Origin of the sequence: Actinomadura bangladeshensis (assembly GCF_004348335.1) — a bacterium.
GTDB lineage: Bacteria > Actinomycetota > Actinomycetes > Streptosporangiales > Streptosporangiaceae > Spirillospora > Spirillospora bangladeshensis.
The window spans coordinates 1-26,830 of the sequence record NZ_SMJW01000072.1 but is presented as its reverse complement, the minus strand read 5'-3'; the positions used below and the strand labels follow the sequence as shown (position 1 = coordinate 26,830).

Sequence of the window (26,830 nt, the reverse complement as noted above, 5' to 3'; positions counted from 1 at the left end):
CGGGATCCACCATGATCACGTACAGGTACAGTGATAGAAAACCTTGGAGTCACTCCAAGATCGCCATCACATGGCCTCTGAGCTGCGGAAACGTCCGAGCGGGCGACGGGAATCGAACCCGCGTAGCCAGTTTGGAAGCGGCGCTGATCACCCCTTCGGTGATCATGGAAAGTCCATTAAACTGCAGGTCAGAGGCAGTTTCGTGTGCCATCTTGTACTCGTCGGTATCGCTCGGATTTCCATGGGTTTCCGAACCACCGCATCGAGGCTTCAACCCGCCAGGACTACGCCTACGCGCTCGGAGCCCACGTCATGCCGTACTTCGGCGACATGAAGCTGCAGGACATCACCTCAGAGACCGTCCGCGAGTGGATCACGCACCTCAAGAAGCAGGGCGCCTCGGCCTACAGCATCAAGTACTGCAAAACCGCGATCCTCAACGCCATCTTCACCACCGCCGTCAACGACGGCGTCCTCGTCTACCACCCCAGCCGCGGCGTGAAGACCGACCCCGTCCCCGAGAAGCCGCGCCAGATCATCACCGCAGAACAGTTCGCCCGCATCTACGAGGCGCTCCCGGACGCGACCGCCAAGCTCCTGGTCGAGACCGACATAGAAAGCGGCCTCCGCTGGGGCGAGCTGACCGAACTCCGCGTCAAGGACCTGGACTTCGCCACCGGCATCCTCACCGTCAGCCGCTCGGTCGTCGAACTCGTCCCCAGGTTCCACCCCGAAGGCCGCCGCTTCCTGGTGAAGGACTATCCCAAGGGCAAGCGCTGGCGCCGCTTCAAGCTCAGCCCCCAGATCGTCGCCAAGCTCAAGGCCCATGCAGAAGCCAACAACCTCACCCCCGACGACCTCATCTTCAGCCGCCACCGAGCCGAGCCACCCAACCTCGAACTCCTAGACCCCGACACCCTCACCTTCGAAGCCCCGAACGGCCGCACCTACACCCACGGAACGACCACGGCCTACAGCCTCGGCAAGTGCAAATGTCGCCACTGCCGAGCCGCCTACGCCGCCTATCGCGCCAAGCGCCGTGCCCAGGGCAAGGACAACCCCCGCAATCCCCGCGTCATCGATGACGACCCCCACATCTCCGCCAACTGGTTCCGAACCCACTGCTGGCACCCGGCCCGAGCCGCCGCCGACCTCGGATGGTCACCCCGCATCCACGACCTCCGCCACGCCCACGCCTCCTGGCTCCTCGCCGGCGGCGCCGACCTCCAGGTCGTCAAAGAACGCCTCGGGCACCGCAAGATCTCCACGACGGAGCGCTACCTCCACACCCTCCCCACCGCCGACGAGACGGCACTGGAAGCCCTCGCCAAGATCCGCGCAACCCAGGGCAGCCAGGACGCAGGCCCAGACCTCGAAGCTCAACTCGCCGAAGCCCAAGCGAAGATCAGCCAACTGCAGGCCGTCCTCGCTGACCAGTTGGTCGCCCGGCACGCCGAGACAAGGCCGAACTTGCGCTCTGTGTAGCGCGCCCCTCAAGGTGGACCCGTAAACAGAGGAGTTGATCGCTGATGATGCCCTTCCTCGGGTGACCAAGAAGGCTCTGGCAATGAGGCCGCGCGAGCTCTAGTGTCCCGCCGCGAGGAGATGCGTCAGGCTATGCTCGATAAGCTCCGCGAGCTCGACGGATCGACTACATCCAGCGTCTCCCTCCTGACCGACATCCCAGCCGAGGACATCGAACGACTCGGCGGGATCAGCGAGGACACCTGATCGACGGAACCCACTCGGCCGACACTGCGGCCGCTGCTGGAGGATCTCGGCCTCCCGTTGTTTCCGCTTGATCATCCTTTGGATGAGATCGACCACCCCTTACTGGTCAAGAATCGCGCCAAGTTCGCGGGGGGCGGATGTGGACGGCCTGTCCACCGCAAGGACAAGGCTGCGGACGGCTGCTGCGCCTCCGCGTGTGATGCTGGGAGCGCCGTCTGCGGCGCGGACCCGACGACCGACCCGTGCCACTGCGGACGGTCCGCGCCTACCGCACTGCGCAAGCCGAGCTAGGCCCGTGTCGGGCAGAGGTCATGGGGCGTCGCGCAATGGTTTTTAGGCTGGCGGACCTTGAGACGGAGGTGCCGACACGACGCCGGCCCGCTCAGCATGTAAAGGACGGACGGCGGGTCGTCCGCCGCGGGCCAGATGGAGGGGTCATGATGCCGATGGCGGCCCAGGGGATCATGGCTGCGCAGGTGGCGGTGTGGCGTTAGTAGTCGCGGGCCAGCCGCCGGTCTGCGGTCAGCCAGGCCAGCGTCGACGCCCTGGGAGTCGATGATCCCGGCGCTGGGGTCGGCGTCACGGCCTCGCCTTGGCGGACCTACCGCCGCAGCACGTCCAGCATCCGCAGCGTGACCCGCTGCTTCTCCCAACGCACGGAGTACCAGTACACCGTCTGCCGCGACGGGAAGTCGGTGGGCAACTGCCGCCAGGCGCAGCCGGTGGGCACCACTTACAGCACCGCGTCCACGATCTCGCGCCGCGAGGGCTTCTCTGAACGGCTACCACTGCCAGCCGGTGGCAGCAACGGCTCGGACGGTCGAGAGCTCACAGCGTCAGTTGACTCCCCCGACGAGCCTACAAGTCCGGGGGACTAGACAACCTTGGTTTCGAGACTTACCGTCGATGGTATATATCATCAACAGTATGTTTGAGATCGAGATGGAGCCTGAGATCGTCACGTGGCTGGACACGCTGACCTTCGCTCAGTACCAGCGCGTCATGCGCAACGTGGACGACTACCTGGTCGACCGAGGTGACATGCTCGATGGAGACCACACAAAGGCGCTACGTGACGGCGTCCGCGAACTTCGCTTCCACCTGGAGGACACGGCCTGGCGAATCACGTACTGGCTACCAACCGGTCCAGACCGCATGATCGTATTACTTACGGTGTTCCAGAAGGTTCGCAACGACGCGCAACCACGGGACGTGGAGCGAGCGGTGAACGCACGACGGGTCTGCGAGACGTCCCACACAGGACCAGCAGACCATGTCTACGAAAGGAGCAAGTAATGGCCGGGCACACCCGTTGGAAGCTTGACCGTGAGCGACGACTGCGCGAGGGAGCACCCAGCCACCCCGAGTACGACATGGCCGGTCTTGATCTTCGGCTCGGCGACATGGTCCGCGAGCGCCGCAGGGAACTGGGACTCACCCAAGCAGAAGTGGCCGAGCTCGCAGGCATCACACAGCCCGCACTGTCGCGCATCGAGGGTGGTGGCGGTGTGCCGACCCTGGCGATGCTGGACCGGATCGCCAAGGCCATGCACACCACGTTCACCATCACCGTTGGCGAGCACGAAGCAGCCTGACCCCAACAAGGACGCCCGTCCGAGCTACCGTCGAGGCGTGGACGCGGCGGAGCTGAGCGGGCACGTCTGACGGGATCGGGTACGTCGGCGAGGCACCGTCGAGTAGGACCGGGAAGCCTTGGCCCCTCTCGTCGAGTACGACGCCGAGCCATTCGAGATCGAACTGTACGAGCTGGCAGCCGACCCGCGAACGTTGCTCATCGATCGTGCCCCGCGGCGCCGCGCCGGACAGCACGAGCGCCATATACGGCGGTTGAAGGCTCGAGGTCGGCGCCCCCAGCTGTGACGGCAACAGCGGCGAACGAGCCCAACCACCGGCACACCTCACCCACCGTCCAGCCTGGGCCGACTCTCGCGCGGCAGGGGTGTTGCCATAGCTGAAGGGCGGAAGGTCGGCTCGACCCGGCCCCTGCCCGTCAGCCCCAAGCAGCAACAAAGGGCTCCCGACCTGCAAGAACAGCTCCGGGTGCTTCTCTGGGCTGTCCGACCGCCCTAGCCCCTCACTGACGCCATCCGCCAGAGGTATCCCGGACGGGCAAGCGCACCTGGACGGGATCGTCGAGGACGGTCGGGTGTTCTTCGGTCCTCGGGGCGGTCCCCTCCGGCACTCGGGGGCGCCGTGCCGAATACCGGCCGAAGTCCGGGGGAACGCTCAGCGTAGCAGTAGGTCAGGCACGTTTGGCGGTGGGACTGTAAATCCACAGGCTCCGGCATCCCGTAGTTTCAGGGTGTCATTCGGTGGTGAAAAAGTCTTCGTCGATCTTTTTGATCGTGACGGTCTGGGCTTCTTGGACGCCGCAGTCATAGGTGACCATGAGTTCGCCGAGTCGTCGGCCGTCGATCAGGATGATCCGCGAGGGAACCTTCTCAGCGAAGTCGATGGCCCCCGGTGAGAAGCGGGTGGTGGCGATGAAGATGCCTCGGGCGGCTTGGGCTCCTTGTAGAGCGCCGGCGAAGGCCTGGACGTCGGGGCGGTGGACGGTCCGGTCGGCGGCGTAGCGCTTGGCCTGGACGTAGACCACGTCCAGGCCGAGGGGGTCTTGGCGGATCAGGCCGTCCATGCCTTCATCGCCGGGGCCGCCAAGATGGCGCACATCACCTTCAGGGCCGCCATAGCCCATACGGGTCAGCAACTTCAGGACACAGTGCTCCAAGAATTCCGGAGGTGCTTGGCGGAGGCGCTCAACGAGTTCGTCAGCGAGGGCGGTGTGAGCCTCAGCTACCAGTTGCGGGATCAGTTCCAAGGGGGACGCATCCGCCTGCGACAGATCCGCGGCATCGTCCTGCTCGTTGACCGGCTTGCTGGGCTTGCGGCGTCGGGCACGGAACTCGCGGTACTCGGCGAACTGGTTCAAGACCTTCATGTCCACCCGGTCCGGGTTCTCCGCCATGGCCTTCTGGCCACGAGTGGTGATCCGGGTGACGCCCCGGCGAGGCCGCTCCAGTAGCCCCGCTTGTGCCATGTGGGTGATGGACCAGGCGATCCGGTTGTTGAACAGCTTCTGCCCACCCGATGGCAGCATCTCTGCACGCTCGTCCGCACTCAGGGCGAAGTGGTCGGCCATCGCCGCAACGATCGCGGCAGACTCGTGGTCCTCGCCGTCGGCATGCAGGTGCAGCACAGGCCGCATCAAGGTCTGGAAGTCGGGGATTGGCACGGCGCTCCTTGTCAGTCTGGACGAGGTGGCCAGGATCGACAGGGTCGAGCCTTCTCGATCAGGCAGCCGTTCTATCTTCAAGCCTGGGCCGAGCAACCGGGTGGATGTTGCCGCAATCGTCACCTGCGTCCCTGAGAAGGGTGGCGGGAGCATGCGGCTGCTTGTACAGCACGGAAGTACCGCAACAGAGGCTTACGGCTGCTGGTATCGGCGACCAGGCGTCACCGGTCTACCTGGGTGCGAGCAGCGGTCCTGGTGCGGCCGGTCTCTTATAAAGAGATGGTTGAGCTAGTTCGAAGCAGGGAGCTGCGGCCGCCCCCTGGTCCCCGCAAGCCCCCAGGGATCTTCGGCTCGGAGCACCACAGCTCTGGGCGGTCGGCGCCACCACATCGGACCGCCTACTGAGGATTAGGGGACCGAGCGGATCGAATGGGTGTCATTGGCTGACATCCGCGGCTTGGTCGAAGCCGGGAAGGTCGTCGGCGGAACGAGTGTGGCTGCCTCCTCCGCGCAGCCTGCGTAGGGTGAAAGCCCTTCCATCGCCAGATCGACTGGCCGAATCTGACACCGAAGACGTTCTCGGCGATTCTGTTCTTGTCGCGCAGACCGTGTAGTAAGGATTTCATCAGAAAGGTGAACGCTGCGGCAGAACTCGGCAGTGAGCGTCAGAATCAGCTTGTCAATTGACATGAACTAGCCTTCGTGAACTGACGCATAGTCAGCTCGATGCGGGATGCAAGATAGCTGGTAGAGCGCTACCTGTTGTGGATAACTTCCGCTCGGAAGATCACACTGGCCAGGCGGGGACCGAGCGCGGTCCTCAAAAGCCAGGGGCGGAGGTGTATGACCACAGACAAGCGAGGCAACGACAGGTCGGAGCCGCTGCAGCGTCGAGCAAAGCTCGGCGGTGGGCGGCGACGCGAGCGGGAACTGAGAATCCGCGTTAGTGACCAGGAGTACGTAGAGATCCACGAAGCGGCGACCCGAGCAGGGCTGGCCTGTAGTGCCTTTGTTGCAAAGACGGTTCGCACTGCGATTCGCAAGCAGCGCCCTGTGGACGGGGCGCTCGTGGCGTTGCATGCCGAACTGCGCAACGCCAGCCGTCAGGTCAACGCGGTCGGGGTCAACCTCAACCAACTCGTTCGCCATGCCAACGCCTACAACGAGGTCCCGGAATCGGTGTCGTGGTTGGCGGCGTACTGCTTCCAGGTGGTGCGGCGGGCGGAGGCCGTCATCGTGGAACTCGGTAGACGTCTGCCGTGATCGCGAAGGTCACTCGCGGTGTCGATGTCGGGAACCTGCTGCGCTACCTGTACGGGCCGGGCAAGCGCAACGAGCACACCGACCCGCATATCGTTGCCGGGTACCGGCACCCGGCCGCTCTGGAACCAGCAAGACGCGCGAACGGGAAGCGTAATCTCCGGCCGCTCGCCGAGGCGCTTCGCTCGCCCCTGGAGACGATGAGGCGAAGCCGCCCGGCCGCGCCGGTCTGGCAGTGCTCGCTGCGGACGGCCCCTACGGATCGGGCCTTGACCGATGAGGAGTGGGCCGACGTCGCTGAGGAGCTGATGCACCAGACCGGTATCGCACCGCGCGACGATCCTGATGCGTGCCGCTGGATCGCCGTGCGTCACGCGAAGGATCACATCCATGTCGTGGCCACACTCGGGCGAGAGGACGGCCGGAGGCCCAATATCAACCGTGATTTTCTCAAGGCGCGCGAGGCGTGCCAGGTCGTGGAGCAACGGTACGGGCTGTGCCGGACCGCGCCCGCGGATCGGACGGCAGCGCCCCGTCCTTCGCGACCTGAGCTGGAACGGGCCCAGCGCGCCGGGTTGGAGGAGCCGCCTCGCGTCGCGCTGCGTCGGCACGTGGCTGCCGTCGCCGCAGCATCCGACAGCGAGGAGGCGTTCTTCGCCGGCCTGCGCGAGCGCGGACTGGCGGTACGGCTGAGATTCAGCGTGCGGACGCCAGGTGAAGTGACCGGCTACGCCGTCGCGGTGCCCGACTACAGCAACTCGGCGGGTGAACCGGTCTTCTTCTCCGGCGGCAAGCTCGCCGCTGACCTCACCCTGCCCAAGCTGCGCCACAAGTGGACCGACGGAGCGCCCCGCCGACCGGCGGCCGCGTCCCGCAGGTGGACGCCCGGTTCGTCCGCCGACCATGAGGTGCGGGCCGCGGCCTACCGGGAGGCCGCCCGAGCGGCCGGCACGGCGGCCTGGCAGATGCGAAGTCTCCATGATCCGGGTGTCCGCGCCGATCTCGCAGCGGCGGCCTCTGACGTCCTGCACACCGCGGCGGACATCACCGGCAACCGTGAATTGGCCAAGGCCGCCGACGCCTACGACCGCGCCGCCCGAGAACCGTACGGCCGCCTGCCACCGGTCACACCGTACGGAAGCGCCCTGCGCGCGGTGGCACGGACGCTCGCGATCACCAACGTCGGGTGGGGAGATCGACGCGAGCAGAAAAGGGACCTCACGGTTGATCTGCTGTTCCTCATAGCGAACCTCGCAGACCTCATCGAATCGGCGGCCGAACACCGCTTGGCCCAGCAGCGCCTTGCGCAGGCCGATGCCGCACGCCGGGCCGCAGAGCGGCTGAACGCCGTCCGCCGGACGGAACCCAGGTCAGCTACCTCGGTACCGCCGCGAGTCGCGGAAACCCTGGAAGAGGGGCGGGCGATGGCACGTCTCGTGGCCGAATCCTTCCCTGTGCCGCTGGTCGACGGTTTGAGGTCGGCGGCTACCCCCGCGGCTCGTCCCTCCCAGGGGCCTTCGCATCGAAAGGGTGCACCCGGGCGCTGACCAGGGGAGGTGAGACTCGCCGATGCGTTCGCAGTGGTGGAGTCATGATCACAGTCCGTGCACAATGACCGAGCGTAAACAACGTCATGAAGTGGCAGAGCGTCTGCCTGCTGCTCCTCAACAGGAAGGACGGGCCATGTCCACGATCAGCTCTGGCCCTCCCGCAGAGGGTCTGCACCTCCAGGAGTGCACTCATGACCCACGACCCCACCCAGCCCGGCCGTGACAGCCTGACCGACTACGAGACCGAACAGTTCGCCTACGACCTTGAAAGCGCCGTCCGCTCGCTGAAGCAGGCCGCCGGCCAACCGGGCGGCCTTGCCGGACCGGCGACCGTCTACGGGGTGCTGGACGCCGTCCACACAGCCGCCTCCAGTCTCGACCAACTCCTCCTCCAACTCGAACGCTTCCTCATACGCCAGCACATGGACGGACGCCTCGTCCGTGACCACGGCGCGAGTCTCGACGAAGCACTCGAGGCCTTCAGCCGCGCCATCCTCCACGCCCGCCACCAGGGCGCGGGATGCACCGAAGCCGTCAACCAAGCACGAAGCGCGATCAACCACGTTCACAGCGGGGGCCTGCCGCCCGGGGGCGGCACAACACCGTCCCACGACACCGCCGCCGAACCGGCACCCACGGCCGCGCTCCGACAAGCCGAGCCACGAGCGAGACATCCCAAGAACGGAAGGCCTCGGGCGAGATGGTTCGGCGGCCCCCGGAAGGGGGCTGGAGCGTGAAGCAGATGAGCCAGGACGAGTTGCTCGCCCTCCCCACCACGGTCGGCATCGAGACCGCAGCCCGCGCCATCGGGCTCGGACGCACACGCGCCTACCAACTCGCTCGCTGCGGTGAGTTTCCCTGCAAAGTGATCCGCATCGGCACCAGCTACCGCGTCGTGACGGTCGACCTCCGCCGGCTCCTCGGGATCGAGCCGAGCTAGCGAGGCGTCCATCGAACGAAGGTCCGGTTTCCGTCGGGAGCCGGACCTTCCGCGTTGAGGACGCAAGATCCGTCACCGTGTTGATCTCCGCCAGAGAGGGCCAAACCATGATCACCGAGGTTCGCAGTTGAACCAGGATGCCGCCCAGACCTGCCAGATCCCAGTGACAAATGGGTGACAAATGATCTTGGAAGGGGCTTTCAAGATCGCCCCGCAGGGCTCTGACCTGGGGAAATAGGAGAGCGGGCGACGGGAATCGAACCCGCGTAGCCAGTTTGGAAGACTGGGGCTCTACCATTGAGCTACGCCCGCGGGCGGATGGAGGCCGGGTGGTCTCGATCGCCATCCCGTAGCGTACAGGGTTCGCGGGGTGGACGGGGTCGGTGGGTGGGTTGCGCGCTGGGCGCAGCGGGCGGGTGTGATCGGGACTAGACTTCTCCCCGTCATCGAGGCGGGCTGTAGCGCAGTTTGGTAGCGCACTGGCTTTGGGTGCCAGGGGTCGTGGGTTCAAATCCCGCCAGCCCGACAGACGGACGGCCGGGCGCGGTGCGCCCGGCCGTGGTCATTTGAGGAGTTCGCGGGCCTTCGCCGCGGCCATGGTGAGGGCCTTCGGCAGGTTCTCGGGATGCCGGCCGCCCGCTTGGGCGATGGGGCCCTTGCCTCCTGCGCCGCCGCCCAGTTCCCGGGCGGCCTCGGTCAGGAGGTCGCGTGGCTGGACGCCTGTGTTCGCTCCCGCCGCTGCGATGAGGGACGCCTTGCCGTTCTGGTCGGTGCCCAGGATCACGATGCCGTCCGGGGCGAGGGCGTCGGTGGCGACGGTGCGTAGGTCTGCGCTTGTTGCGGTGGGGATGAGGTTCGTTGCCAGCCAGCCGTGGGGGAGTTGTTCGGCCAGGGATCGTAGGTGTTGTGATTGTTCCTTGAGTTCTGCTTGGTGGAGCTTCTCTAGGTGGTTCTGGGCTTCTGTCAGGGTTTGCAGGCGTTGGCGTAGGCGGTCTGGGGCCTGGTCGGGGTGGACGTTCAGGAGTGCCGCCAATTCGTGGAGGACGGCGCTCTGGTGGTCGTAGTGGTGTAGCGCGTCGGCGCCGGTCAGGGCCTCGATCCGGCGGAGGCCGGTGCCGATGGACGATTCGCCGATGATGTGGACGGGACCCGCCTGCGAGCCGTGGCCCACGTGGGTGCCGCCGCACAACTCGCGGGATGCGTCGCCGATGTCCACTATGCGTACGGTGTCGTCGTACTTCTCGCCGAACAGTGCCAGTGCGCCGGCCTTCTGTGCTTGAGATCGAGTCGCCTCCCAGACTCGGACGTCGGGGTCGTCGAGCAGGTAGTCGTTGATGAGGGTTTGCAGCGGGGGCGTTTCGACGGGGGAGTGGTGGGTGAAGTCGAAGCGCAGGCGGCCGGGCTCGACGCGGGAGCCGCGTTGGGTCGCGTGGTCGCCCAGGACGCGGCGCAGCATCGCGTGCAGGACGTGGGTGGCGCTGTGCGAGCGTGCGGTCGCCGCGCGGTGGGGTGCGTCTACGATCGCTTCCGCGTCGTCGCCTGGACGTAGTTCGCCGTCCAGTACGCGGGCGGTGTGGACGTGCAGCCCGTCCAAGCCCAGGCGGGTGTCGAGGACCTGGGCCGTGGCTGCGGAGGTGCGCAGGCTCCCTCTGTCGCCTACCTGGCCGCCCGACTCCGCATAGAAAGGGGTGCGGGCGAGGATCACGTCGACCAGTCCCTGTTCGGAGTGGGGGAGGACCGCGATGACGCGTGTTTCCGCTGTTTGCGCCGAGTAGCCGACGAAGTCGGTCAGGCCGTGTTCGGCCGTGATGCGGCGGTAGAGGTCCTGGCGGGAGACCGCGTTGCCCTTCTTGTCGCGGTTCGCCTGGTGCGCTTGGCGACGTTGGGCTTCGAGGAGTTCGGCGAACTCGTCCTCATCGACGGTGAGGCCCGCCGAGCGTGCCGCGTCGATGGTCAGGTCGATCGGGAAGCCGTAGGTGTCGTGCAGTTCGAACGCGGTGCGGCCGGAGATGACCGAGGTCGCGCGGGTGATGGCCGTGTCGAGGAGGCGGGAGCCCTGGCGGAGCGTCCGATCGAAGGACTCTTCCTCGGCCGTGACGACCTGGTGAATGAGGGAGGAGTGCTCGGACAGTTCCGGCCAGGTCTCGCCCAGGGTGCCGATCACGCTGGAGGTCAGGTCCGGCAGCGCCCGGTCGATGCCGAGGCGGCGTGCGTGCCGGATCGCGCGGCGCGTCAGACGGCGCAGGACGTAGCCGCGGCCGTCGCGGGACGGCATCACGCCGTCGGCGATGAGGAACGCTATCGAGCGGGCGTGTTCCGTGACCACGCGGAATGAGGTCGAGTCGTCGCTTCCGTCGCGGCCTGGATAGGAGCGGCCCGCCAGTTGTTGGACCAAGGAGAGCGTCGGTGCGAGCAGGTCGGTTTCGCAGACCGTGTCCACGTCCTGCAATATCGCCGCCAGGCGGTCGAGGCCGAGTCCTGTGTCGATGTTGCGCGCGGGGAGTTCGCCCAGGATCGGATAGTCGTCCTTGCCCTGGCCCTCGCCGCGTAGGTTCTGCATGAAGACGAGGTTCCACAGTTCCTGGTAGCGCTCGCCGTCGATCGCCGGGCCGCCCTCGCGTCCGAAGGACGGGCCTCGGTCGTAGTGCAGTTCGGAGGACGGTCCGCACGGGCCGGGTATGCCCATCGACCAGTAGTTGTCCTCCATTCCGAGCCGCTGGATCCGTTCGGACGGGACGCCGACGCCCCGCCACAGGTCAGCTGCCTCGTCGTCGTCCCGGAATACGGTGACCCATAGACGTTCCGGGTCGAGGTTGTAGCGGCGCGTGAACAACTCCCACGCCCAGGCGATCGCCTCCGCCTTGAAGTAGTCGCCGAAGGAGAAGTTGCCGAGCATTTCGAAGAACGTCGCGTGCCGCGTGGTGCGGCCCACGTTCTCGATGTCGGACGTGCGCGCGCACTTCTGCACGGACACCGCCCGGGAGTGCTCCGGTGCGGTCTCGCCGAGGAAGTACGGCTTGAACTGGTTCATGCCCGCGTTCGTCAGCAGCAGCGTCGGGTCGGACGGCACCAGCGGGCCGGACGGCACGACGCGATGGTCGCGCTCGCGGAAGAAGTCGAGAAAGGTCGCGCGGATGTCAGAAGAGCGCATGGAACGGCCTCACGAGGTCGATGGGATGACGGCGCACACCGCCGAGCCGGGCCGGGCACGACTGCTCGTTCCCCAGCTCGGCGCGGATAGCTCGCCGTCCCACCTCGTGAATGACCATCACGGCCCAAGCTACCTCGGTGCTCGGCGCGGCGGCACACGAATTTCCTGTCGACCGGCACCGGCACCCCGTCCTACGGTGGCGGCGTGTACGTCTATGTGGGGCCTGCCGAGCTGCTCGAACAGGCGGGAAGGCCCGGCGAACCCGTCAGGTCGCCGGCGGACATGGAAGGCCGCCCGCAGGACGAATCGTTCACCTATGTCGTCACCCTTGACGGCACGCTGCGCATAGCGCCACGCCGCAGCGAACACGTCGCCTGTGCCGGGGGAGAAGCCGTTCTGGCCGCAGGCGAAATCACCTTCCAGGGAACGGCTGCCACCGAGGTCAGCAACCAGTCCACCGGGTACTGCCCGGGAGAAGAATGCTGGCCGGCGGTCGCCGAAGCGCTTGATCGCGCCGGGCTGCGAAGGCCGGACGGCTTCACGGCCACATTCGTCTTCCGGCACTGCCCCGAATGCGCCGAACTCAACGTCGTGAAAGACGAGTACTACGTCTGCGTCTTCTGCGACGCCGACCTCATGACGTCTTAACGGGCTCTTCCGCGCGGGCGCGGGTGTCGTAGTCGGCGCGCGCGGCGTCGATTTCGCTCAGATGGCTCTCCGCCCAGTCGACAAGGGTGTTGGCCGCGTCCATCAGTGTCGCGCCCATGGGGGTGAGTGAGTACTCCACGCGGGGCGGCACGACGGGGTACACGGTGCGCGTGACGATGCCGTCGCGTTCCAGGCCGCGCAGCGTGACGGTGAGCATCCGCTGGCTGATGCCGTCGATCTCGCGCTTCAACTCGGTGAACCGCTTGGTGCGCTCGCCGAGCAGCGCGATCACCAGCAGCGACCACTTGTCACCGACCCGGTCGAGGATCTCGCGGGCCCGGCACGGGTTGTGCTCCATGGTTATCTCCAGGTGACCAGGGCAGGAAAAAGTGCCTTCTTGTGCCGACCCCGGGGGTCTCCGCACGATGGAAGCCGGTTACCGATCGGAACCGCCTTACCATTCATAACCTAAGGAGACACCATGAAGGCCGAGCTTGTCGAGATCCCCGGTTACGTCGCCGGGACCTGGACCATCGACCCCCTCCACTCCGACATCGGCTTCACCGTCCGGCACCTGATGGTCAGCAAGGTCCGCGGCCGGTTCGGGAGCGTCGAGGGGACGATCGTGACCGGCGACGACCCCCTCGACTCGTCCGTGACCGCGTCCATCGACCTCGCCTCGATCGACACCGGCATCGCCAAGCGCGACGAGCACGTCAGGTCCGCCGACTACCTGGACGTCGCGGCGTACCCCACGATGAGCTACCGGTCCACCGGCCTGCGTCCCGACGGCGGCGACTTCGTCCTGGACGGCGAGTTGACGCTGCGCGGCCTGACCAGGCCCGTCCCGCTGAAGCTGGAGATCGGCGGCTTCGGCCCCGACCCGTTCCGGGAGGACGACCCGTTCAAGGGCGCCCGCGCCGGGTTCACCGCGACGGGCGAGATCAGCCGGCTGGAGTTCGGGGTCGGCGACACCGTCAAGGTCCCGGGCGGCGGCGGTCTCGGGCTGGGGGAGAAGATCCAGATCGTCCTGGAGATCCAGGCGGCCCTCCGCACCGACTGACCCACCGGCCGCGGCCTGCGCGGGCTCGGGGGCCCGCGCAGGCCGCGGTCAGCGTTCGGCGAGCAGCCGGGGGAGCGCCTCCAGCGTCGTGATGCGCGGCACGGTCAGCTCCTCCGGGACGGGGCCGTCGGAGCGGTCGAGCCAGATGCCCGCCAGCCCCGCCGCCGCGGCGCCCTGGGCGTCGGTGACGAGCCGGTCGCCGACGTAGGCGGCCCCGTCCGGCGGAACGCCGAGGCCCGCGCAGGCCGTCCGGAAGATCCCGGGGTCGGGCTTGGCGGAGCCCGCCTCGCTGGACGCCACGACGTACGGCAGGACGTCCGCCAGGCCGATCGCGTCGATCTTCCTGCGCTGCTGCACGGCGTCCCCGTTCGTGATCACCCCGAGCCGCAGGCCGCGCGCCGCCAGGGCGTCCAGGACGCGCCGCGCCTCGGGGAACGGACGCCACGCCGCCTCGTACAGCGCCACGTACCGCGCGAGCCACGCATCGGCGCGGGCCTCGTCCCAGTGGCCGAGCCCCAGCTCCGGGGCCAGCCGGAGGATCCGGTCGCGGCGCTGGGCGGTGAAGTCCAGCTCGCCCGCCAGGTACCGGTCGACGGCCTCCTCGGTCAGCTCGTACCAGCGCCGGACGAGCCACGCCTCGTCCACGTCCGGGAACAGCCGGACGACCGCCTCGCCCGCGGCCCCCTCGTGGTCGAGCAGCGTCCCGTCGAGGTCGAACAGCACCGCGCCGGTCATCGTGCGGACCCCGCCGGGCCGGACCCGTGCGATTCGGCGAGGACGCGGGCGGCCTCCAGGACCGCCGCGCGGCGGCGCGCCACGGCGGCGGCCTCATCGTCCTCGTCCAGGATCAGCCGCCGCAGCTGCGGGACGGCGAAGTTCCACGCGATGATGCCGAAGATGGTGAACAGCAGGTCCTTGGCCTCCGCCGCCCCGGGGCCCGGCTCCGCGGGGTCTCCGGCGCCGGCGAGGCGGTCGGCCTTCCGCCGGAACTCCTCGCGGCGCTCCTCCTCGCCCGAGACCGCGCCGCGCGTCTCCAGGGCCTCCCAGAGCAGGAGCCGGATCAGCTCCGGATGCTCCCGGTACCAGTCGAAGAGCCGGCCCACCGACTCGGTCAGGCGCTCGGGGTCGATCTCGCACCCCTCGCCGATCTCCTCCATCTTGGCCCGCACCACGGCGCCGAACAGCTTCTCCTTGCTGCCGAAGTACAGGTAGATGGCCTGCTTGTTGGCCCGCGCCTCGGTCGCGATGCGCTCGATCCGGGCGCCCGCGAGCCCGCGCGCGGCGAACTCGGCGGAGGCGGCCTCGAAGATCCGCCGGCGGGTCGCCTCGGCGTCGTAGCTCATGCCCGAATTAAACCATCCGTTTGACTTGGCGCCCGCCACGGTCCAGTCTCTAAACCAACCGGATGTTTTATTTAGGAGGATCCATGTCCACGACCACCGCGCCCGCACCGGCCCCCGTCCACTCGCCGCTCCCGCGGAGCCTCGCCGGGCGGACGGCGGTGATCCTCGGCGGCAGCTCGGGCATCGGCCTCGCCGCCGCCGGGCTGCTCGCCTCGGTGGGGGCGCGCATCCTGCTCGTCGGCCGCGACGAGGGGCGGCTGGAGTCCGCCGTCGCCCGGGTGACCGCCGCCGGCGCCCACGCGGATGCGGCCGCCGCCCCTGCCGAGGTGCGGGGGATGCCCGCCGACGTCACCGACGGCGAGGCGATGGAAGAGGTCTTCGAACGCGCCGGCTCCGTCCACCACGTCCTGATGACGGCCGCGTACCTCTCCGGGCTCGGTCCGGTCACCGAGCTGACCCGGGACGCCGCGCAGGCGGGCGTCGCGGCCCCGGTGCAAGCGGTCCTCGGCGTCGTGCGAGCCGCCGTCCCGCGCATGGCGGCGGGCGGCTCGATCACGCTCAGCTCGGGCGTCCTCGTTCCCCGCCCGCAGCCGGGCATGGCGGTGCCGATCTCGGCGGCCGGCGCCATCGAGACGCTCGCCCGCGCGCTGGCCGTGGAACTGGCCCCGGCCCGCCTGCGGGTCAACGCGGTTCGGTACGGCGCCATTGACACGCCCCTGCTGCGCGGCCGCTTCGGTGCCGCGGGCGCGGACGTCGACGCGGTGATCGCCGAGGCGGGCGCGGCCATGCCGCTCGGACGGTTCGGGACGGCCGAGGAGGCCGCCTCCGCCGCCCTGTTCCTGATGGCCAACCCGTACATGAGCGGCGAGGTCCTCACGATGGACGGCGGCCAGTCCCTCGTGTGAGAAGCCCGCGCATGAAAGGGGGCGGGCCCCTGACCCGGCGTCCGTTGGGTCAGGGGCCCGGTCGTCTCGGCCGTCTGAGGGGCTGGGAGTACCCCTTCTGCGAACAGCTCGGCCGAGACGGCTCTGCGGTCGGCTCAGCCGAGGCCGCCGCGCATGGCGCTGATCAGCTCGCCGTTCGCGGTGTCGCCGCTGAGCTCCCAGAAGAAGGCGCCGCCGAGACCCTGGTTCTTGGCGTAGGCCATCTTCCCGCCGATGGTGGACGGGGTGTCGTAGCTCCACCACTCGCTGCCGCACTTGGCGTAGGCGGTGCCGGCGACGGTGCCGGTGGCGGGGCACTTGCCCTTGAGGACCTTGTAGTCCTCGATGCCGGCCTCGTAGGTGCCGGGCGCGGGCCCGGTCGCGGTGCCGCCCGGCTCGGACTGGGTGACGCCCGTCCAGCCGCGGCCGTAGAAGCCGATGCCGAGCAGCAGCTTGCTCGCCGGGACGCCCTTCGCCTTCAGTTTGGCGATGGCGTCGGCGCTGTTGAACCCGGCCTGCGGGATGCCCGGGTAGGACGTGAGCGGCGAGTGCGGGGCCGTCGGGCCCTGGGCGGCCCAGGCGCCGAAGAAGTCGTACGTCATCGGGTTGAGCCAGTCGACGTACTGGGCGGCGCCCGCGTAGTCCGTCGCGTCGATCTTGCCGCCGGCGGACGCGTCGGCGGTGATCGCCGCCGTCACGAGGTTGCCGGACCCGAACTTGGCGCGCAGCGCGCCCATCAGCCGCTTGAAGGCGTCCGGCCCGCTGGTGTCGCAGGACAGGCCGCAGGCGTTCGGGTACTCCCAGTCGATGTCGATGCCGTCGAACACGTCGGCCCAGCGCGGGTCCTCGACCAGGTTGTAGCAGGACTCGGCGAACGCGGCCGGGTTCTGCGCCGCCTGACCGAAGCCGCCGGACCACGTCCAGCCGCCGAACGACCACAGCACCTTCAGGTTCGGGTGCAGCTTCTTCAGCTTGCGGAGCTGGTTGAAGCTGCCGCGCAGAGGCTGGTCCCAGGTGTCGGCGACGCCGTCGACGCTCTGGTCGGCGGTGTAGGCCTTGTCGTAGTCGGCATAGGAGTCGCCGATGGCGCACTTGCCGCCCGTCACGTTGCCGAACGCGTAGTTGATGTGGGTCAGCTTGGCGGCGGAGCCGCTCGTCTCGATGTTCTTGACGTGGTAGTTCCGCCCGTAGACGCCCCATTCGGCGAAGTAGCCGACGACCTTGTCGCCGCCGCCACCGGGGTCGCCGCCGCTCTCGTCGGTGGTGACCGAGACGGAGGCCGAGGCCGGGGAGGTGTTCCCGGCGGCGTCGCGCGCCTTCACGGTGAAGGTGTAGGCGGTCTTGGCCGACAGCCCGCCGACGGTGGCGCCGGTGCCGGTCACCGACATGGCCTTGGCGCCGCCGTTGTAGACGTCGTAGCCGGTGACGCCGACGTTGTCCGTCGCCGCGTTCCAGGCCAGCGACACGCTCGTAGCGGTCTTGCCGGTGACCTTCAGGCCGGACGGCGCGGCGGGAGCCTGCGTGTCGCCGCCGGGGGTGCCCGAGCCGTCGCAGGACGCGCCGTTGACCGTGCAGCTGGTGAACCATCCGGAGCCGCTGCCGTTGAAGCCGAAGCTCGCACTGGCGCCGGCGGCGACCGTCCCGTTCCAGCCCGCGTTGGTGAAGGTGTAGTGGTCGCCCGAGACGCTCTTCGTCGCGTCCCACACGCTGGTGATGGACGACCCGGACGGCATGTCCGCTTCGAGTTTCCAGCCGTTGAGGGTGGTCCCGGTCCCGTTGGTGATGGTGCACGTGCCGTCGAAGCCGGTGCCCCAGTCGGAGCCCTTCTTGCAGGTCGCGGTGACGGTCCCCGCCGACGACGCGGGAGGCGCCGTGAGCAGGGCGGTGGCCACCGCCAGTGTCGCTGCGCCGGCGAGCGCGATGGCCCGCCGTCCGCCCGGTCTTGACATGATTCTCCGTTCGGTCCGGCCCCCGAATCAAACAGGAATCCCCGCTCAATTCTTAGGAAAGTTTCCTAAGAATTGGGAGGATGGTAACCGGGTGGAACGGTGCGTTCAAGGGCCCGCGGCCCGCCGCCGGCCGCCGCCGCGGGTGGTCTAAGCGACTGCCTGGACCCGTACGGCCGCCGTCCGGAGAAGAAATCTAGGCCGTCCCGAACCAGCCGGGCATGTCGAGCCGCCACAGGTCGGCGGGCGTCATCCGGCGCAGGTCGTCCTCCAGGGCCCGGACGCGGTCGGCGCCCAGCGTCCGGACCCAGTCGTCGCGGATCCGGTCGAAGATCTCCGCGGAGCGGGCGAGCGAGTCGGCGCCCCGCGCGGTGAGCCGGACGATCTTGCGCCGGGCGTCCCGGGGGTCGGCGCCGCGCTCGACGTGGCCGGTGCGCTCCAGCGACTCGACCATCTTGCCCGCGGCCTGCTTGGACACCCCGAGCCGGCGGCCGAGCTCCACGGCCGTCGTGCCGTCCGGCCCGATGGCCTGGAAGACGAAGCCGTGCATCGGGCGCAGCTCGGGGTGCCCCTCGCGCGCCAGCTGCGCGTGCAACTCGTCGACGATCACGCGGAAGGCCAGGAACAGCCGCAGCGGCAGCTCGAAACCGGGTGCGTCACTTGACATGAAAGACAACCTCGTTGACTATATGGACAACCACATTGTCCAACTTAGGGGATCGGGGCTCATGACGCTCATCCGCAACGCCGACCGCCGCCGCACCGAGACGCCGAACGGCGCGATGACCACGCTCGCGACGCCCACCCAGGGCGGCACCGAGGGCATCGCCGTCTGGCACGTCGACATGCTGCCCGGCAGGACCGGCCCGCTGCACGCGTTCGACACCGAGCAGGTGTGGACGTTCCTCGACGGCACCGCGACCATCGACCTGGACGGACGCGAGATGGAGGCGGCGCCCGGCGACACGGTCGTCCTCCCGGCAGACTCGCCGCGCCAGATGACGGCCGGCGGCACGGGGTTCACCGCGGTCGTCGCCGCCCACGCCGGCTGCCTCGTCTACGACCCCGACCAGGTGGTGGACGACACCAAGTGCGAGATCGCACCGCAGGGCGACGAGCGGCTCGTCCCGCCGTGGGCGAAATGACCCGGCGGTGACATGACAGGGCGCCGAGTCAGGCGCCCAGATAGGCGAGGACGGCCAGCACGCGCCGGTTGTCGTCCTCGGACGGCGGCAGCCCGAGCTTGCCGAAGATGCTGTTGGTGTGCTTGCTGATCGCCTTCTCGGTGACGAACAGCTTCCCGGCGATGGCCGCGTTGGAGCGGCCCTCCGCCATCAGCCCGAGCACCTCGCGCTCGCGGGGCGTCAGCCGCTGCAGCGGCTCCTCGCGGGCGTGCCGGGTGAGCAGCTGCGACACCACGTCCGGGTCGAGGGCGGTGCCGCCGTCCGCGACCCGGCGCACCGCCTCCACGAAGACCTTCACGTCCGACACCCGGTCCTTCAGCAGGTAGCCGATGCCGCCCCGGCTGTCGGACAGCAGCTCCCGCGCGTACAACTGCTCCACGTGCTGCGACAGCACCAGCACCGGCAGGCCGGGGATCTCCTTGCGGGCCTCCAGCGCGGCCTTCAGCCCCTCGTCGGTGAACGTCGGCGGCAGGCGGACGTCCACCACCGCGACGTCCGGGCGGTGCGCGGTCAGGGCCCGCAGCAGCGACGGCCCGTTGTCCACCGCCTCGACGACCTCGAAGCCGAACGCGCCGAGCAGGCGTATCAGCCCGTCCCGGAGGAGGGCGAGATCTTCGGCGATGACAACGCGCACGGCAGCTCCATGGTCACGACGGTCGGCCCGCCGGGCGGGCTCGTCACCGCCATCGTCCCGTCGAAGGCCGCCAGCCTGCGCTCGATGCCGCGCATCCCGCCGCCCGCGCCGGGGTCGGCACCGCCCGTCCCGTCGTCCCCGACGATCATAAGCAGGCGGCCGGCCGAGTGCTCGATCTGGATCCAGGCCCGCCGCGCGGCCGAGTGCTTGACGACGTTGGCGAGCATCTCCGCGACCGCGAAGTACGCCGCCGACTCGACCGGGGCCTCCGTGCGCCCCGGCAGCTCGATGTGGACGTCCACCGGCAGCGGCAGGGTCAGCGCGAGCGCGCGCACCGCGCCGTCGAGCCCGCGTTCGGCCAGCACGGGCGGGTGGATGCCGCGCACCAGGTCGCGCAGCTCCGTCAGCGCCGTCCCGCTCGCCTCGCGCGCCTCCGCGAGGAGCTGCTGCGCGGCCTCGGGATCGTGCTTCATCATCTCCTCGGCGAGCCCGATGTTCATGCTCAGCGCGACCAGCCGGGCCTGCGCGCCGTCGTGCAGGTCGCGCTCGATGCGGCGCAGCTCGGCCGCGGACGCGTCCACCGTCTCCGACCTGGTCTCGGTGAGCTGCTGCACGCGCGCGGCCAGCGCGGACCGCGTCGGCGCGAGCAGCGACCGCGAGAACAGCGCGTGCGCCTTCAGGAGCGCCCCGCCCGCCGGGACCGAGAGCGCCAGGAGAAGGGCGCCGCCGGCGGCCGTCCCCGCGTACCCGATCGCGCCGAAGTCGCCGATCGGCCAGAACGGGCCCCAGCCGTAGCTCGTCAGCAGCGCGACCCACCACGCCACGAGCACGCCCTCCAGCCCGTAGACCGCCAACCCCCCGGCCAGCACCCCGAGGACGAGCGCGACCGGCACGTTCAGCAGCGACCACAGCAGGTCGCGCCACGTCGCCGGGTCGCCGAGCACCCATCTCAACCGCCCGGCGGGGCCGCTCGCACCGGCCGGCTCGGGCCGGTACGGGACGGGGATCCGCACCCCGTTCCAGTCCGCCGCCAGCCTGCGCTGCAGGTTCGCCACCGCCCGGACCGCGAGCAGCACCGCCGGTGCCAGGACCACCCCGACGCCGAGCGGAATGAAGGCGACCGACAGCACGGCGACGATGAACAGCGGCAGGTTCACCGCGTAGGCGAGGACGATCTGGGCGACCGCTCGTAGGACATCGACGACCACTCGACGGGCGAGGCCGCCCAGCCGGTCGATGAATGGTTTCCTGCCGTCCACCCGAGTCCTCCACGGTTCCTTCGGGACGCCCACCGTGCGCTCCCGATGCGACCATTGTCCCGTCGGCTCCCGGCAAGCCCAGTAGGGATAAGTCCCGGATCGGGGAGGATCATGGGGGAGTTAGCCCTACCCTCTGCGGGAACCGGCAGGGTCCCCGACCGGGCCGCCATGCGCCACCGACAAGACAACCGGCCCAGTTCCCTGGACAATGCACAGGCGACACCCAGGGGAGAAAGCGAATCCAAGCTGTGACAGCGACCATCAGCCAGACGTCCGCCGGCCAGAACGGGCCGTCCACGCCGTCCATCACCCAGCGCATCGCCGAGGAGATCGGCGTCCGCGAGGGGCAGGTGCGGGTCGCGGTCGACCTGCTCGACGGCGGGGCGACCGTCCCGTTCATCGCCCGCTACCGCAAGGAGGCGACCGGAACACTCGACGACGCGCAGCTCCGCGCGCTGGAGGAGCGGCTGCGCTACCTGCGCGAACTGGACGAGCGCCGCGCCGCGATCCTGGAGTCGGTCGAGTCGCAGGGCAAGCTCACCGACGAGCTGTGCGCCCAGATCGTGACGGCCGACTCCAAGGCCCGGCTGGAGGACATCTACCTCCCGTACAAGCCGAAGCGGCGCACCAAGGCGCAGATCGCCCGCGAGGCCGGCCTCGAACCGCTCGCCGAGCTGCTGCTGGACGACCCGTCCCGCGACCCGCAGGCCGAGGCCGCCGCCTACGCCGACGCCGAGAAGGGCGTCGCGGACGCGGCCGCCGCGCTGGAGGGCGCCCGCGCCATCCTCGTCGAGCGGTTCGCCGAGGACGCCGACCTCATCGGGTCGCTGCGCGAGCGCATGTGGAACCAGGGCCGGATGGTCTCCCGCGTCCGCGCGGGCAAGGAGGAGAGCGGCGCCAAGTTCTCCGACTACTTCGAGTTCGCCGAGCCGTTCGCGAAGCTGCCCTCGCACCGCGTCCTCGCGCTGTTCCGCGGCGAGAAGGAGGAGGTCCTCGACCTCGACCTGGAGCCCGAGGAGGCCGACGACTCCGCCGCGCGCAGCTCCTACGAGGCGGAGATCGCGCGCCGGTTCCAGATCGCCGACCAGGGGCGTCCGGCCGACAAGTGGCTGTCGGACGCCGTCCGCTGGGCCTGGCGCACCCGGATCCTCGTGCACCTCGGCATCGACCTGCGCACCCGGCTGCGGCAGGAGGCCGAGGACGAGGCGGTCCGCGTGTTCGCCGCGAACCTGCGCGACCTGCTGCTCGCCGCGCCCGCCGGCACCCGCGCGACGATGGGCCTCGACCCGGGCCTGCGCACCGGCGTGAAGGTCGCCGTCGTGGACGCCACCGGCAAGGTCGTCGCGACCGACACGATCTACCCGCACGAGCCGCGCAGGCAGTGGGACCAGTCGATCGAGACGCTGGCCGGGCTCGCCCGCGAGCACAAGGTCGACCTCGTCTCCATCGGGAACGGCACCGCGTCCCGGGAGACCGACAAGCTCGCCGCCGACCTGATCGCCCGGCACCCCGACCTCGGGCTCACCAAGATCATGGTGTCGGAGGCGGGCGCGTCGGTGTACTCGGCCTCGGAGTACGCCGGCCGCGAGCTGCCCGGCATGGACGTCTCGCTGCGCGGCGCCGTCTCCATCGCCCGCCGCCTCCAGGACCCGCTCGCCGAGCTGGTCAAGATCGACCCCAAGTCGATCGGTGTCGGCCAGTACCAGCACGACATCTCCGAGGTGAAGCTGTCCCGCTCCCTCGACGCCGTCGTCGAGGACTGCGTGAACGCCGTCGGCGTGGACGTCAACACCGCGTCCGCGCCGCTGCTCACCCGCGTGTCCGGCATCGGCGAGGGGCTCGCGGAGAACATCGTCGCGCACCGCGACGCCAACGGGCCGTTCCGCAGCCGCACCGGCCTGAAGGACGTCCCGCGGCTCGGCCCGAAGGCGTTCGAGCAGTGCGCCGGCTTCCTGCGCATCCCCGGCGGCGACGACCCCCTGGACGCCTCCAGCGTGCACCCGGAGTCCTACCCGGTCGTCCGCCGGATCCTGGACGCCGCCGGCAACGACATCAAGGGCCTCATCGGCAACACCGCCGTGCTGCGGTCGCTGAAGCCCGCCGAGTTCGTCGACGAGACCTTCGGCCTGCCGACGGTCACCGACATCCTCGCCGAGCTGGAGAAGCCGGGCCGCGACCCGCGCCCGGCGTTCAAGACGGCGACGTTCAAAGAGGGCGTCGACAAGATCGCCGACCTCGAACCGGGGATGCTGCTGGAGGGCGTCGTCACCAACGTCGCCGCGTTCGGCGCGTTCGTGGACGTCGGCGTCCACCAGGACGGGCTGGTGCACATCTCCGCCATGTCCGACAAGTTCGTCGAGGACCCGCGGGACGTCGCCAAGCCCGGCGACATCGTCCGCGTGAAGGTGCTGGACGTCGACCTGCAGCGCAAGCGCATCTCGCTCACGCTCCGCCTGGACGACGAGCCCGGTGGCGGCACGCCCGGTGGCGGCAAGCAGGGCGGCGGCAGGCAGGGCGGCGGCAGGCAGGGCGGCGGCAGGCGCGGCGAGCAGCGCGACGGCCAGAACCGCGGCGGCCAGAACCGGGCCGGGCAGGGACGCGGCCAGAACCAGCGCGGCGGCCGTGGCGGCCAGCCCGGTGGTGGTCAGCCCGGTGGCGGCCAGCCCGGTGGTGGCCAGTCCCGTGGCGGTCAGCCCCGTGGTGGTCAGCCCCGAGGCGGGCAGGGAGGCGGCGGCGCGATGGCCGACGCCCTCCGCCGGGCCGGCCTGGACAAGGGCCTCCCCGGCAACGACCGCAACGACCGCAAGGGACGCAAGGGGCGCTGAGACGCGGCGAGCCCCGGCCCCACCGCGGGGCCGGGGCTCGTGGCGGCGATGCTCGGCCGGGGCTCACTCGCCGAAGCCGCGCCAGCGTCCGTCCGCCCCCGTCTCGGTGGGGTTCTGCGGACGGACGGGCCGGCGCGGCGGCGCCGGCTCGGCCTGCGGGCGGCCGTCCTCGTCCGGACGGTTGTAGGGGCCCTGGCCCAGTGGGTCCTGCGCGTAAGGGGAGGGGACCGGCGCCCCGTAGACGTGCCCGAGCTGCGGCCCGCCGAGTACGGGGCCGCCGATCGCCCGGCCGCCGAACGGGTCGTGCGCGGCGTCCTCGCCGGACGGCTCCCGCGGCTCCTCCTCGACCGGCCGGTGCCGGGGGAACTGCAGGACGGCGACCGCGCCCAGCGCCAGCGCCCCGAGCCGCATCGCCGAGTGCGCCGCGTCCTGCGGCCACGGCTCCCCGTACAGGAACGTGCCCATGGTCAGCAGGTAGGACTTCGCGGCCACCGTCATGACGGTCGCGACGATCGACACCCGGCAGCGCTGGAACGCCGCCACCATGATCCCGAACCCGACGCCGGCCGCGACCACGGTCAGGTACGGCCACGGCGTCGCGATGATCTGCAGGCCGGTCGCGTGCGGGTCGTCGCTCCACCCCTTGATCGCCAGCTCGGCGGTGCCGACCGGGAAACCGGCGCTGAGCCCGTAGGCGATGCCGGTGACGGGCCGGGCGTGCCGGCCGTCCGGCCGGTAGTCGCCGAGGACCAGGATCAGCACCGGCACCGCGACCGCCGGCGCCACCACGACCGCGATCTTCCACAGCGGCGCGTCCGCCGAGCCGATCGGCTCGTCCCCGCTGAGCGAGGCGGTCAGCAGCAGGATCGCCCCGCCGATCAGCACCAGGCTCAGCCACTCGCGCGCGGTGAGCCGCTCGCCGAAGAACACCAGCGCGATCAGCAGCAGCGGCACCACGCCGGACATGAAGATCGGCACGGCCTGGGACAGCGGCAGGTTCCGCAGCGCGAGGATCTGCAGGCCGAGCCCGCCGAGCACGATCCCGAGCGCGATCAGGAAGACCCAGTTGCTGATGATCGCCCAGATCATGTGCACGATGCGGTTGCCCCGCACAGGGGGCATCCGGTCCGCCGCCAGCTTGAAGACGGCGAACCCGAGGTAGTAGAGACCGGTCGCACTGAAGGCCGCAGCTATCCCGTTCATCCCGGACGAGTATGGGCCTTCCGGTCACTTCTGTCACTGCCCGTGCGGCACCGTTGACGCGGATTTCGCGGCACTGGCGGGCGTCCGATGTCCGCAGCCGGGGCCGCGACCCCATAGACTTGGCGCGCGAAGGCGCGGAGTCGGGTTTCGGCGTGCCCGCGCCGCCGCCGGTGAGCACGCGTCGAACGCCGCGGCCGAGACAGCGCCCGATCAAGGAGACCAACCCCAGTGAAGACCGATGTCGAGGAGCTGACCCCCACGCGGGTCAAGCTCACCGTCGAGGTTCCGTTCGACGAGCTCAAGCCGAACCTCGACAAGGCGTACAAGGAGATCTCTCAGCAGGTGCGGATCAAGGGCTTCCGGCCCGGCAAGGTCCCCGCCCCGCTGATCGACAAGTACGTCGGCCGGGGTGCGGTCCTGCAGGAGGCCGTCAACGACGCCCTGCCCGAGCTGTACGGCCGCGCCGTCGAGGAGTCCGAGATCTTCGTGCTCGGGCAGCCCGACGTCGAGGTGACCGAGCTCGACGACGGCACCCAGTTCGCGTTCACCGCCGAGGTCGACATCCGGCCGAAGTTCGAGGTGCCCGACTACGACGGCCTCGAGGTCGTCGTCGACGACGCCGAGGTCACCGACGAGCAGGTCGAGGAGACGATCGGCAACCTGCGCGAGCGGTTCGCGTCGCTGACCAACGCCGAGCGGGCCGCCGAGGAGGGCGACTTCGCCTCCATCGACCTCGTCGCGAAGATCGACGGCGAGCAGGTCGAGGACGCCTCCACCACCGGCTACTCCTACGAGGTCGGCAGCAAGTCCTCCATCGAGGGCCTGGACGAGGCGATCACCGGCCTCGCCGCCGGCGAGGAGAAGACGTTCACCAGCACCCTGGCCGGCGGCGAGCACGCCGGCGAGGAGGCGGAGATCACCGTCACCGTGCAGAGCGTCAAGGTCAAGAACCTGCCCGACCTGGACGACGAGTTCGCCCAGCTCGCCAGCGAGTTCGACACCATCGACGAGCTGCGCGAGGACGTCCGCACCCGGCTCGGCCGGCAGGTGAAGCTGCAGCAGCTGTCCGAGGCGCGCGACAAGGCCCTCGAGGCGCTGCTGGAGAAGGTCGACATCCCGCTTCCCGAGAAGGTCGTGGAAGAGGAGATCGGCCGCCGCAACCAGCAGCTGGAGCAGCAGCTGCAGATGGCCGGCATGACCAAGGAGGACTACCTCGCGGAAGAGGAGAAGTCCGCCGAGGAGTTCGACACCGAGGTCGCCGACGCGGCCCGGCTCGCGGTCAAGGGCGGGTTCGTCCTCGACCAGCTCGCCGTCCAGGAGGAGCTGGGCGTCGAGAACGAGGAGCTCAGCGAGTACGTCGTCACGCAGGCCATGCAGATGGGCGTGCAGCCGCAGCAGCTCGCCGAGTACCTGACGCAGAACAACCAGCTTCCGGCGATCGTCTCGGAGGTGCTGCGCAGCAAGGCGCTGAACCTCGTCGTCGAGCACGTCACCGTCAAGGACGAGTCCGGCAACGAGATCGACGTCGAGGCCGTCCAGCGCGAGCTGAACGGCGAGACCGTCCAGGCCGAGGACAGCGAAGGCGGCGAGGCCGCCGAGGACGCGGCCGGCGCCGACGAGTCGGCGGAGACCCCCGCGGAGACGGCTGAGGCCGCCGCTGAGGAGGCCCCGGCCGCCGACGCGAAGGACGAGCAGGACACCAAGGACAAGGACGCCTAGGCGTCCGCAGCGCGTCCGACGCGACGCCCCGCGCCCGACCCCGGGCGCGGGGCGTCGCGCTATGCGCACCGCCGTACCGCGTCCTGACGCCGTGCCGTGCCGTGCCGTGCCGCGCCCCCGCCGCGCCGCGCCCGTGCCCCCGCCGTGCGGGTGGGGCTTCCCACGCGCACGGCGCGTATGAGGGGGACGAGCCGGGGG

24 protein-coding genes and 2 tRNA genes are annotated in these 26,830 nt (G+C 69.7%); 14 read left to right on the top strand and 12 right to left on the bottom strand.

Annotation, left to right across the window (positions count from 1 at the left end; translation table 11 throughout):
* The first annotated feature begins 204 nt into the window (after positions 1-204).
* Complete coding sequence (locus tag E1284_RS16355; RefSeq protein WP_279433046.1) at positions 205-1,485, top strand: tyrosine-type recombinase/integrase; 1,281 nt, start codon at positions 205-207, stop codon at positions 1,483-1,485.
* Between the two features lie 847 nt (positions 1,486-2,332).
* On the opposite strand, the gene E1284_RS16345 is transcribed toward E1284_RS16355, so the two are convergent.
* Positions 2,333-2,464: a transposase gene (locus E1284_RS16345; protein WP_131939943.1), complete on the bottom strand. Its 132-nt coding sequence runs from the start codon at positions 2,462-2,464 to the stop codon at positions 2,333-2,335.
* Positions 2,465-2,658: 194 nt separating this feature from the next.
* Between E1284_RS16345 and E1284_RS16340 the strand changes: the two genes are divergently transcribed.
* Positions 2,659-3,027, top strand: a complete 369-nt coding sequence (locus E1284_RS16340) for a type II toxin-antitoxin system RelE/ParE family toxin (RefSeq protein WP_243714521.1) — start codon at positions 2,659-2,661, stop codon at positions 3,025-3,027.
* The gene (locus E1284_RS16335; protein ID WP_131939941.1) at positions 3,027-3,326 is read left to right on the top strand and encodes a helix-turn-helix domain-containing protein; all 300 of its coding nucleotides are present in this window, start codon (positions 3,027-3,029) and stop codon (positions 3,324-3,326) included. The genes E1284_RS16340 and E1284_RS16335 overlap by 1 nt, the downstream gene beginning before the upstream one ends.
* A gap of 731 nt (positions 3,327-4,057) precedes the next feature.
* On the opposite strand, the gene E1284_RS16325 is transcribed toward E1284_RS16335, so the two are convergent.
* Positions 4,058-5,107: a restriction endonuclease gene (locus E1284_RS16325; protein WP_207923776.1), complete on the bottom strand. Its 1,050-nt coding sequence runs from the start codon at positions 5,105-5,107 to the stop codon at positions 4,058-4,060.
* Between the two features lie 720 nt (positions 5,108-5,827).
* Here E1284_RS16325 and E1284_RS16320 point away from each other — a divergent pair.
* The 4 genes from E1284_RS16320 to E1284_RS16305 all read left to right on the top strand — a co-directional run bounded on the left by E1284_RS16320 (position 5,828) and on the right by E1284_RS16305 (position 8,734).
* Positions 5,828-6,247 carry a plasmid mobilization protein gene (locus tag E1284_RS16320; RefSeq protein ID WP_131939940.1) on the top strand — a complete coding sequence of 140 codons (420 nt, stop codon included), beginning with the start codon at positions 5,828-5,830 and terminating at the stop codon, positions 6,245-6,247.
* Positions 6,244-7,791, top strand: coding sequence for a relaxase/mobilization nuclease domain-containing protein (locus E1284_RS16315; protein ID WP_131939939.1), 1,548 nt, complete (start codon positions 6,244-6,246; stop codon positions 7,789-7,791). Before E1284_RS16320 ends, E1284_RS16315 begins: the two co-directional genes overlap by 4 nt.
* Positions 7,792-7,985: 194 nt before the next feature.
* Positions 7,986-8,531, top strand: coding sequence for a hypothetical protein (locus E1284_RS16310; RefSeq protein WP_131939938.1), 546 nt, complete (start codon positions 7,986-7,988; stop codon positions 8,529-8,531).
* 5 nt (positions 8,532-8,536) lie between these two features.
* Entirely contained in the window at positions 8,537-8,734 is a 198-nt protein-coding gene (locus E1284_RS16305) for a hypothetical protein (RefSeq protein WP_131939949.1), read from the top strand.
* Positions 8,735-8,975: 241 nt separating this feature from the next.
* Here the strand turns inward: E1284_RS16305 and E1284_RS16300 are convergent.
* Positions 8,976-9,046 (bottom strand) — tRNA-Gly (locus E1284_RS16300).
* Positions 9,047-9,186: 140 nt separating this feature from the next.
* On the opposite strand from E1284_RS16300, the gene E1284_RS16295 reads away from it, so the two are divergent.
* Positions 9,187-9,260 (top strand) — tRNA-Pro (locus tag E1284_RS16295).
* A 36-nt stretch (positions 9,261-9,296) separates the two neighbouring features.
* On the opposite strand, the gene alaS is transcribed toward E1284_RS16295, so the two are convergent.
* Entirely contained in the window at positions 9,297-11,885 is a 2,589-nt protein-coding gene (alaS, locus tag E1284_RS16290) for an alanine--tRNA ligase (RefSeq protein ID WP_131939937.1), read from the bottom strand.
* A gap of 204 nt (positions 11,886-12,089) precedes the next feature.
* On the opposite strand from alaS, the gene E1284_RS16285 reads away from it, so the two are divergent.
* Positions 12,090-12,533, top strand: a complete 444-nt coding sequence (locus tag E1284_RS16285) for a hypothetical protein (RefSeq protein WP_131939936.1) — start codon at positions 12,090-12,092, stop codon at positions 12,531-12,533.
* Here the strand turns inward: E1284_RS16285 and E1284_RS16280 are convergent.
* Complete coding sequence (locus E1284_RS16280; protein ID WP_131939935.1) at positions 12,520-12,891, bottom strand: winged helix-turn-helix transcriptional regulator; 372 nt, start codon at positions 12,889-12,891, stop codon at positions 12,520-12,522. The genes E1284_RS16285 and E1284_RS16280 overlap by 14 nt on opposite strands.
* A gap of 123 nt (positions 12,892-13,014) precedes the next feature.
* On the opposite strand from E1284_RS16280, the gene E1284_RS16275 reads away from it, so the two are divergent.
* A complete protein-coding gene (locus E1284_RS16275) occupies positions 13,015-13,596 on the top strand; it encodes a YceI family protein (RefSeq protein WP_131939934.1) in 582 nt (193 codons plus the stop codon).
* A 48-nt stretch (positions 13,597-13,644) separates the two neighbouring features.
* Here the strand turns inward: E1284_RS16275 and E1284_RS16270 are convergent, their stop codons facing one another.
* Together E1284_RS16270 and E1284_RS16265 are read right to left on the bottom strand one after the other, a co-directional pair.
* The gene (locus E1284_RS16270) at positions 13,645-14,331 is read right to left on the bottom strand and encodes an HAD family hydrolase (protein ID WP_131939933.1); all 687 of its coding nucleotides are present in this window, start codon (positions 14,329-14,331) and stop codon (positions 13,645-13,647) included.
* Positions 14,328-14,939, bottom strand: a complete 612-nt coding sequence (locus tag E1284_RS16265; RefSeq protein ID WP_131939932.1) for a TetR/AcrR family transcriptional regulator — start codon at positions 14,937-14,939, stop codon at positions 14,328-14,330. The genes E1284_RS16270 and E1284_RS16265 overlap by 4 nt, the downstream gene beginning before the upstream one ends.
* An 83-nt stretch (positions 14,940-15,022) precedes the next feature.
* Between E1284_RS16265 and E1284_RS16260 the strand changes: the two genes are divergently transcribed.
* Entirely contained in the window at positions 15,023-15,844 is an 822-nt protein-coding gene (locus E1284_RS16260; RefSeq protein WP_207923775.1) for an SDR family NAD(P)-dependent oxidoreductase, read from the top strand.
* A gap of 134 nt (positions 15,845-15,978) precedes the next feature.
* Here the strand turns inward: E1284_RS16260 and E1284_RS16255 are convergent, their stop codons facing one another.
* Positions 15,979-17,811, bottom strand: a complete 1,833-nt coding sequence (locus tag E1284_RS16255) for a glycoside hydrolase family 18 chitinase (RefSeq protein ID WP_131939930.1) — start codon at positions 17,809-17,811, stop codon at positions 15,979-15,981.
* A 193-nt stretch (positions 17,812-18,004) separates the two neighbouring features.
* Positions 18,005-18,475: a MarR family winged helix-turn-helix transcriptional regulator gene (locus E1284_RS16250; RefSeq protein WP_131939929.1), complete on the bottom strand. Its 471-nt coding sequence runs from the start codon at positions 18,473-18,475 to the stop codon at positions 18,005-18,007.
* Positions 18,476-18,536: 61 nt separating this feature from the next.
* Between E1284_RS16250 and E1284_RS16245 the strand changes: the two genes are divergently transcribed.
* A complete protein-coding gene (locus E1284_RS16245) occupies positions 18,537-18,953 on the top strand; it encodes a cupin domain-containing protein (RefSeq protein ID WP_131939928.1) in 417 nt (138 codons plus the stop codon).
* Positions 18,954-18,981: 28 nt separating this feature from the next.
* Here the strand turns inward: E1284_RS16245 and E1284_RS16240 are convergent, their stop codons facing one another.
* Positions 18,982-19,626, bottom strand: a complete 645-nt coding sequence (locus E1284_RS16240; RefSeq protein ID WP_131939927.1) for a LuxR C-terminal-related transcriptional regulator — start codon at positions 19,624-19,626, stop codon at positions 18,982-18,984.
* Positions 19,578-20,885: a sensor histidine kinase gene (locus tag E1284_RS16235; RefSeq protein ID WP_243714520.1), complete on the bottom strand. Its 1,308-nt coding sequence runs from the start codon at positions 20,883-20,885 to the stop codon at positions 19,578-19,580. Before E1284_RS16235 ends, E1284_RS16240 begins: the two co-directional genes overlap by 49 nt.
* 248 nt (positions 20,886-21,133) lie before the next feature.
* On the opposite strand from E1284_RS16235, the gene E1284_RS16230 reads away from it, so the two are divergent.
* Positions 21,134-23,710, top strand: a complete 2,577-nt coding sequence (locus E1284_RS16230; RefSeq protein ID WP_131939926.1) for a Tex family protein — start codon at positions 21,134-21,136, stop codon at positions 23,708-23,710.
* A gap of 63 nt (positions 23,711-23,773) precedes the next feature.
* On the opposite strand, the gene E1284_RS16225 is transcribed toward E1284_RS16230, so the two are convergent.
* The gene (locus tag E1284_RS16225) at positions 23,774-24,913 is read right to left on the bottom strand and encodes a hypothetical protein (protein ID WP_207923774.1); all 1,140 of its coding nucleotides are present in this window, start codon (positions 24,911-24,913) and stop codon (positions 23,774-23,776) included.
* 228 nt (positions 24,914-25,141) lie between these two features.
* On the opposite strand from E1284_RS16225, the gene tig reads away from it, so the two are divergent.
* Complete coding sequence (gene tig, locus E1284_RS16220; protein ID WP_131939925.1) at positions 25,142-26,632, top strand: trigger factor; 1,491 nt, start codon at positions 25,142-25,144, stop codon at positions 26,630-26,632.
* The last annotated feature ends 198 nt before the right edge of the window (positions 26,633-26,830 follow it).

Excerpts from the sequence above, each read along its gene's own strand:
- E1284_RS16280 (WP_131939935.1), bottom strand. The coding sequence starts at position 12,891 with ATGGAGCACAACCCGTGCCGGGCCCGCGAGATCCTCGACCGGGTCGGT.
- E1284_RS16225 (WP_207923774.1), bottom strand. The coding sequence starts at position 24,913 with ATGAACGGGATAGCTGCGGCCTTCAGTGCGACCGGTCTCTACTACCTC.
- E1284_RS16320 (WP_131939940.1), top strand. The coding sequence starts at position 5,828 with ATGACCACAGACAAGCGAGGCAACGACAGGTCGGAGCCGCTGCAGCGT.
- E1284_RS16260 (WP_207923775.1), top strand. The coding sequence starts at position 15,023 with ATGTCCACGACCACCGCGCCCGCACCGGCCCCCGTCCACTCGCCGCTC.
- E1284_RS16245 (WP_131939928.1), top strand. The coding sequence starts at position 18,537 with ATGACGCTCATCCGCAACGCCGACCGCCGCCGCACCGAGACGCCGAAC.
- E1284_RS16275 (WP_131939934.1), top strand. The coding sequence starts at position 13,015 with ATGAAGGCCGAGCTTGTCGAGATCCCCGGTTACGTCGCCGGGACCTGG.
- E1284_RS16305 (WP_131939949.1), top strand. The coding sequence starts at position 8,537 with ATGAGCCAGGACGAGTTGCTCGCCCTCCCCACCACGGTCGGCATCGAG.
- E1284_RS16310 (WP_131939938.1), top strand. The coding sequence starts at position 7,986 with ATGACCCACGACCCCACCCAGCCCGGCCGTGACAGCCTGACCGACTAC.
- alaS (WP_131939937.1), bottom strand. The coding sequence starts at position 11,885 with ATGCGCTCTTCTGACATCCGCGCGACCTTTCTCGACTTCTTCCGCGAG.
- E1284_RS16335 (WP_131939941.1), top strand. The coding sequence starts at position 3,027 with ATGGCCGGGCACACCCGTTGGAAGCTTGACCGTGAGCGACGACTGCGC.
- E1284_RS16255 (WP_131939930.1), bottom strand. The coding sequence starts at position 17,811 with ATGTCAAGACCGGGCGGACGGCGGGCCATCGCGCTCGCCGGCGCAGCG.
- E1284_RS16340 (WP_243714521.1), top strand. The coding sequence starts at position 2,659 with ATGTTTGAGATCGAGATGGAGCCTGAGATCGTCACGTGGCTGGACACG.
- E1284_RS16250 (WP_131939929.1), bottom strand. The coding sequence starts at position 18,475 with ATGTCAAGTGACGCACCCGGTTTCGAGCTGCCGCTGCGGCTGTTCCTG.
- E1284_RS16265 (WP_131939932.1), bottom strand. The coding sequence starts at position 14,939 with ATGAGCTACGACGCCGAGGCGACCCGCCGGCGGATCTTCGAGGCCGCC.
- E1284_RS16270 (WP_131939933.1), bottom strand. The coding sequence starts at position 14,331 with ATGACCGGCGCGGTGCTGTTCGACCTCGACGGGACGCTGCTCGACCAC.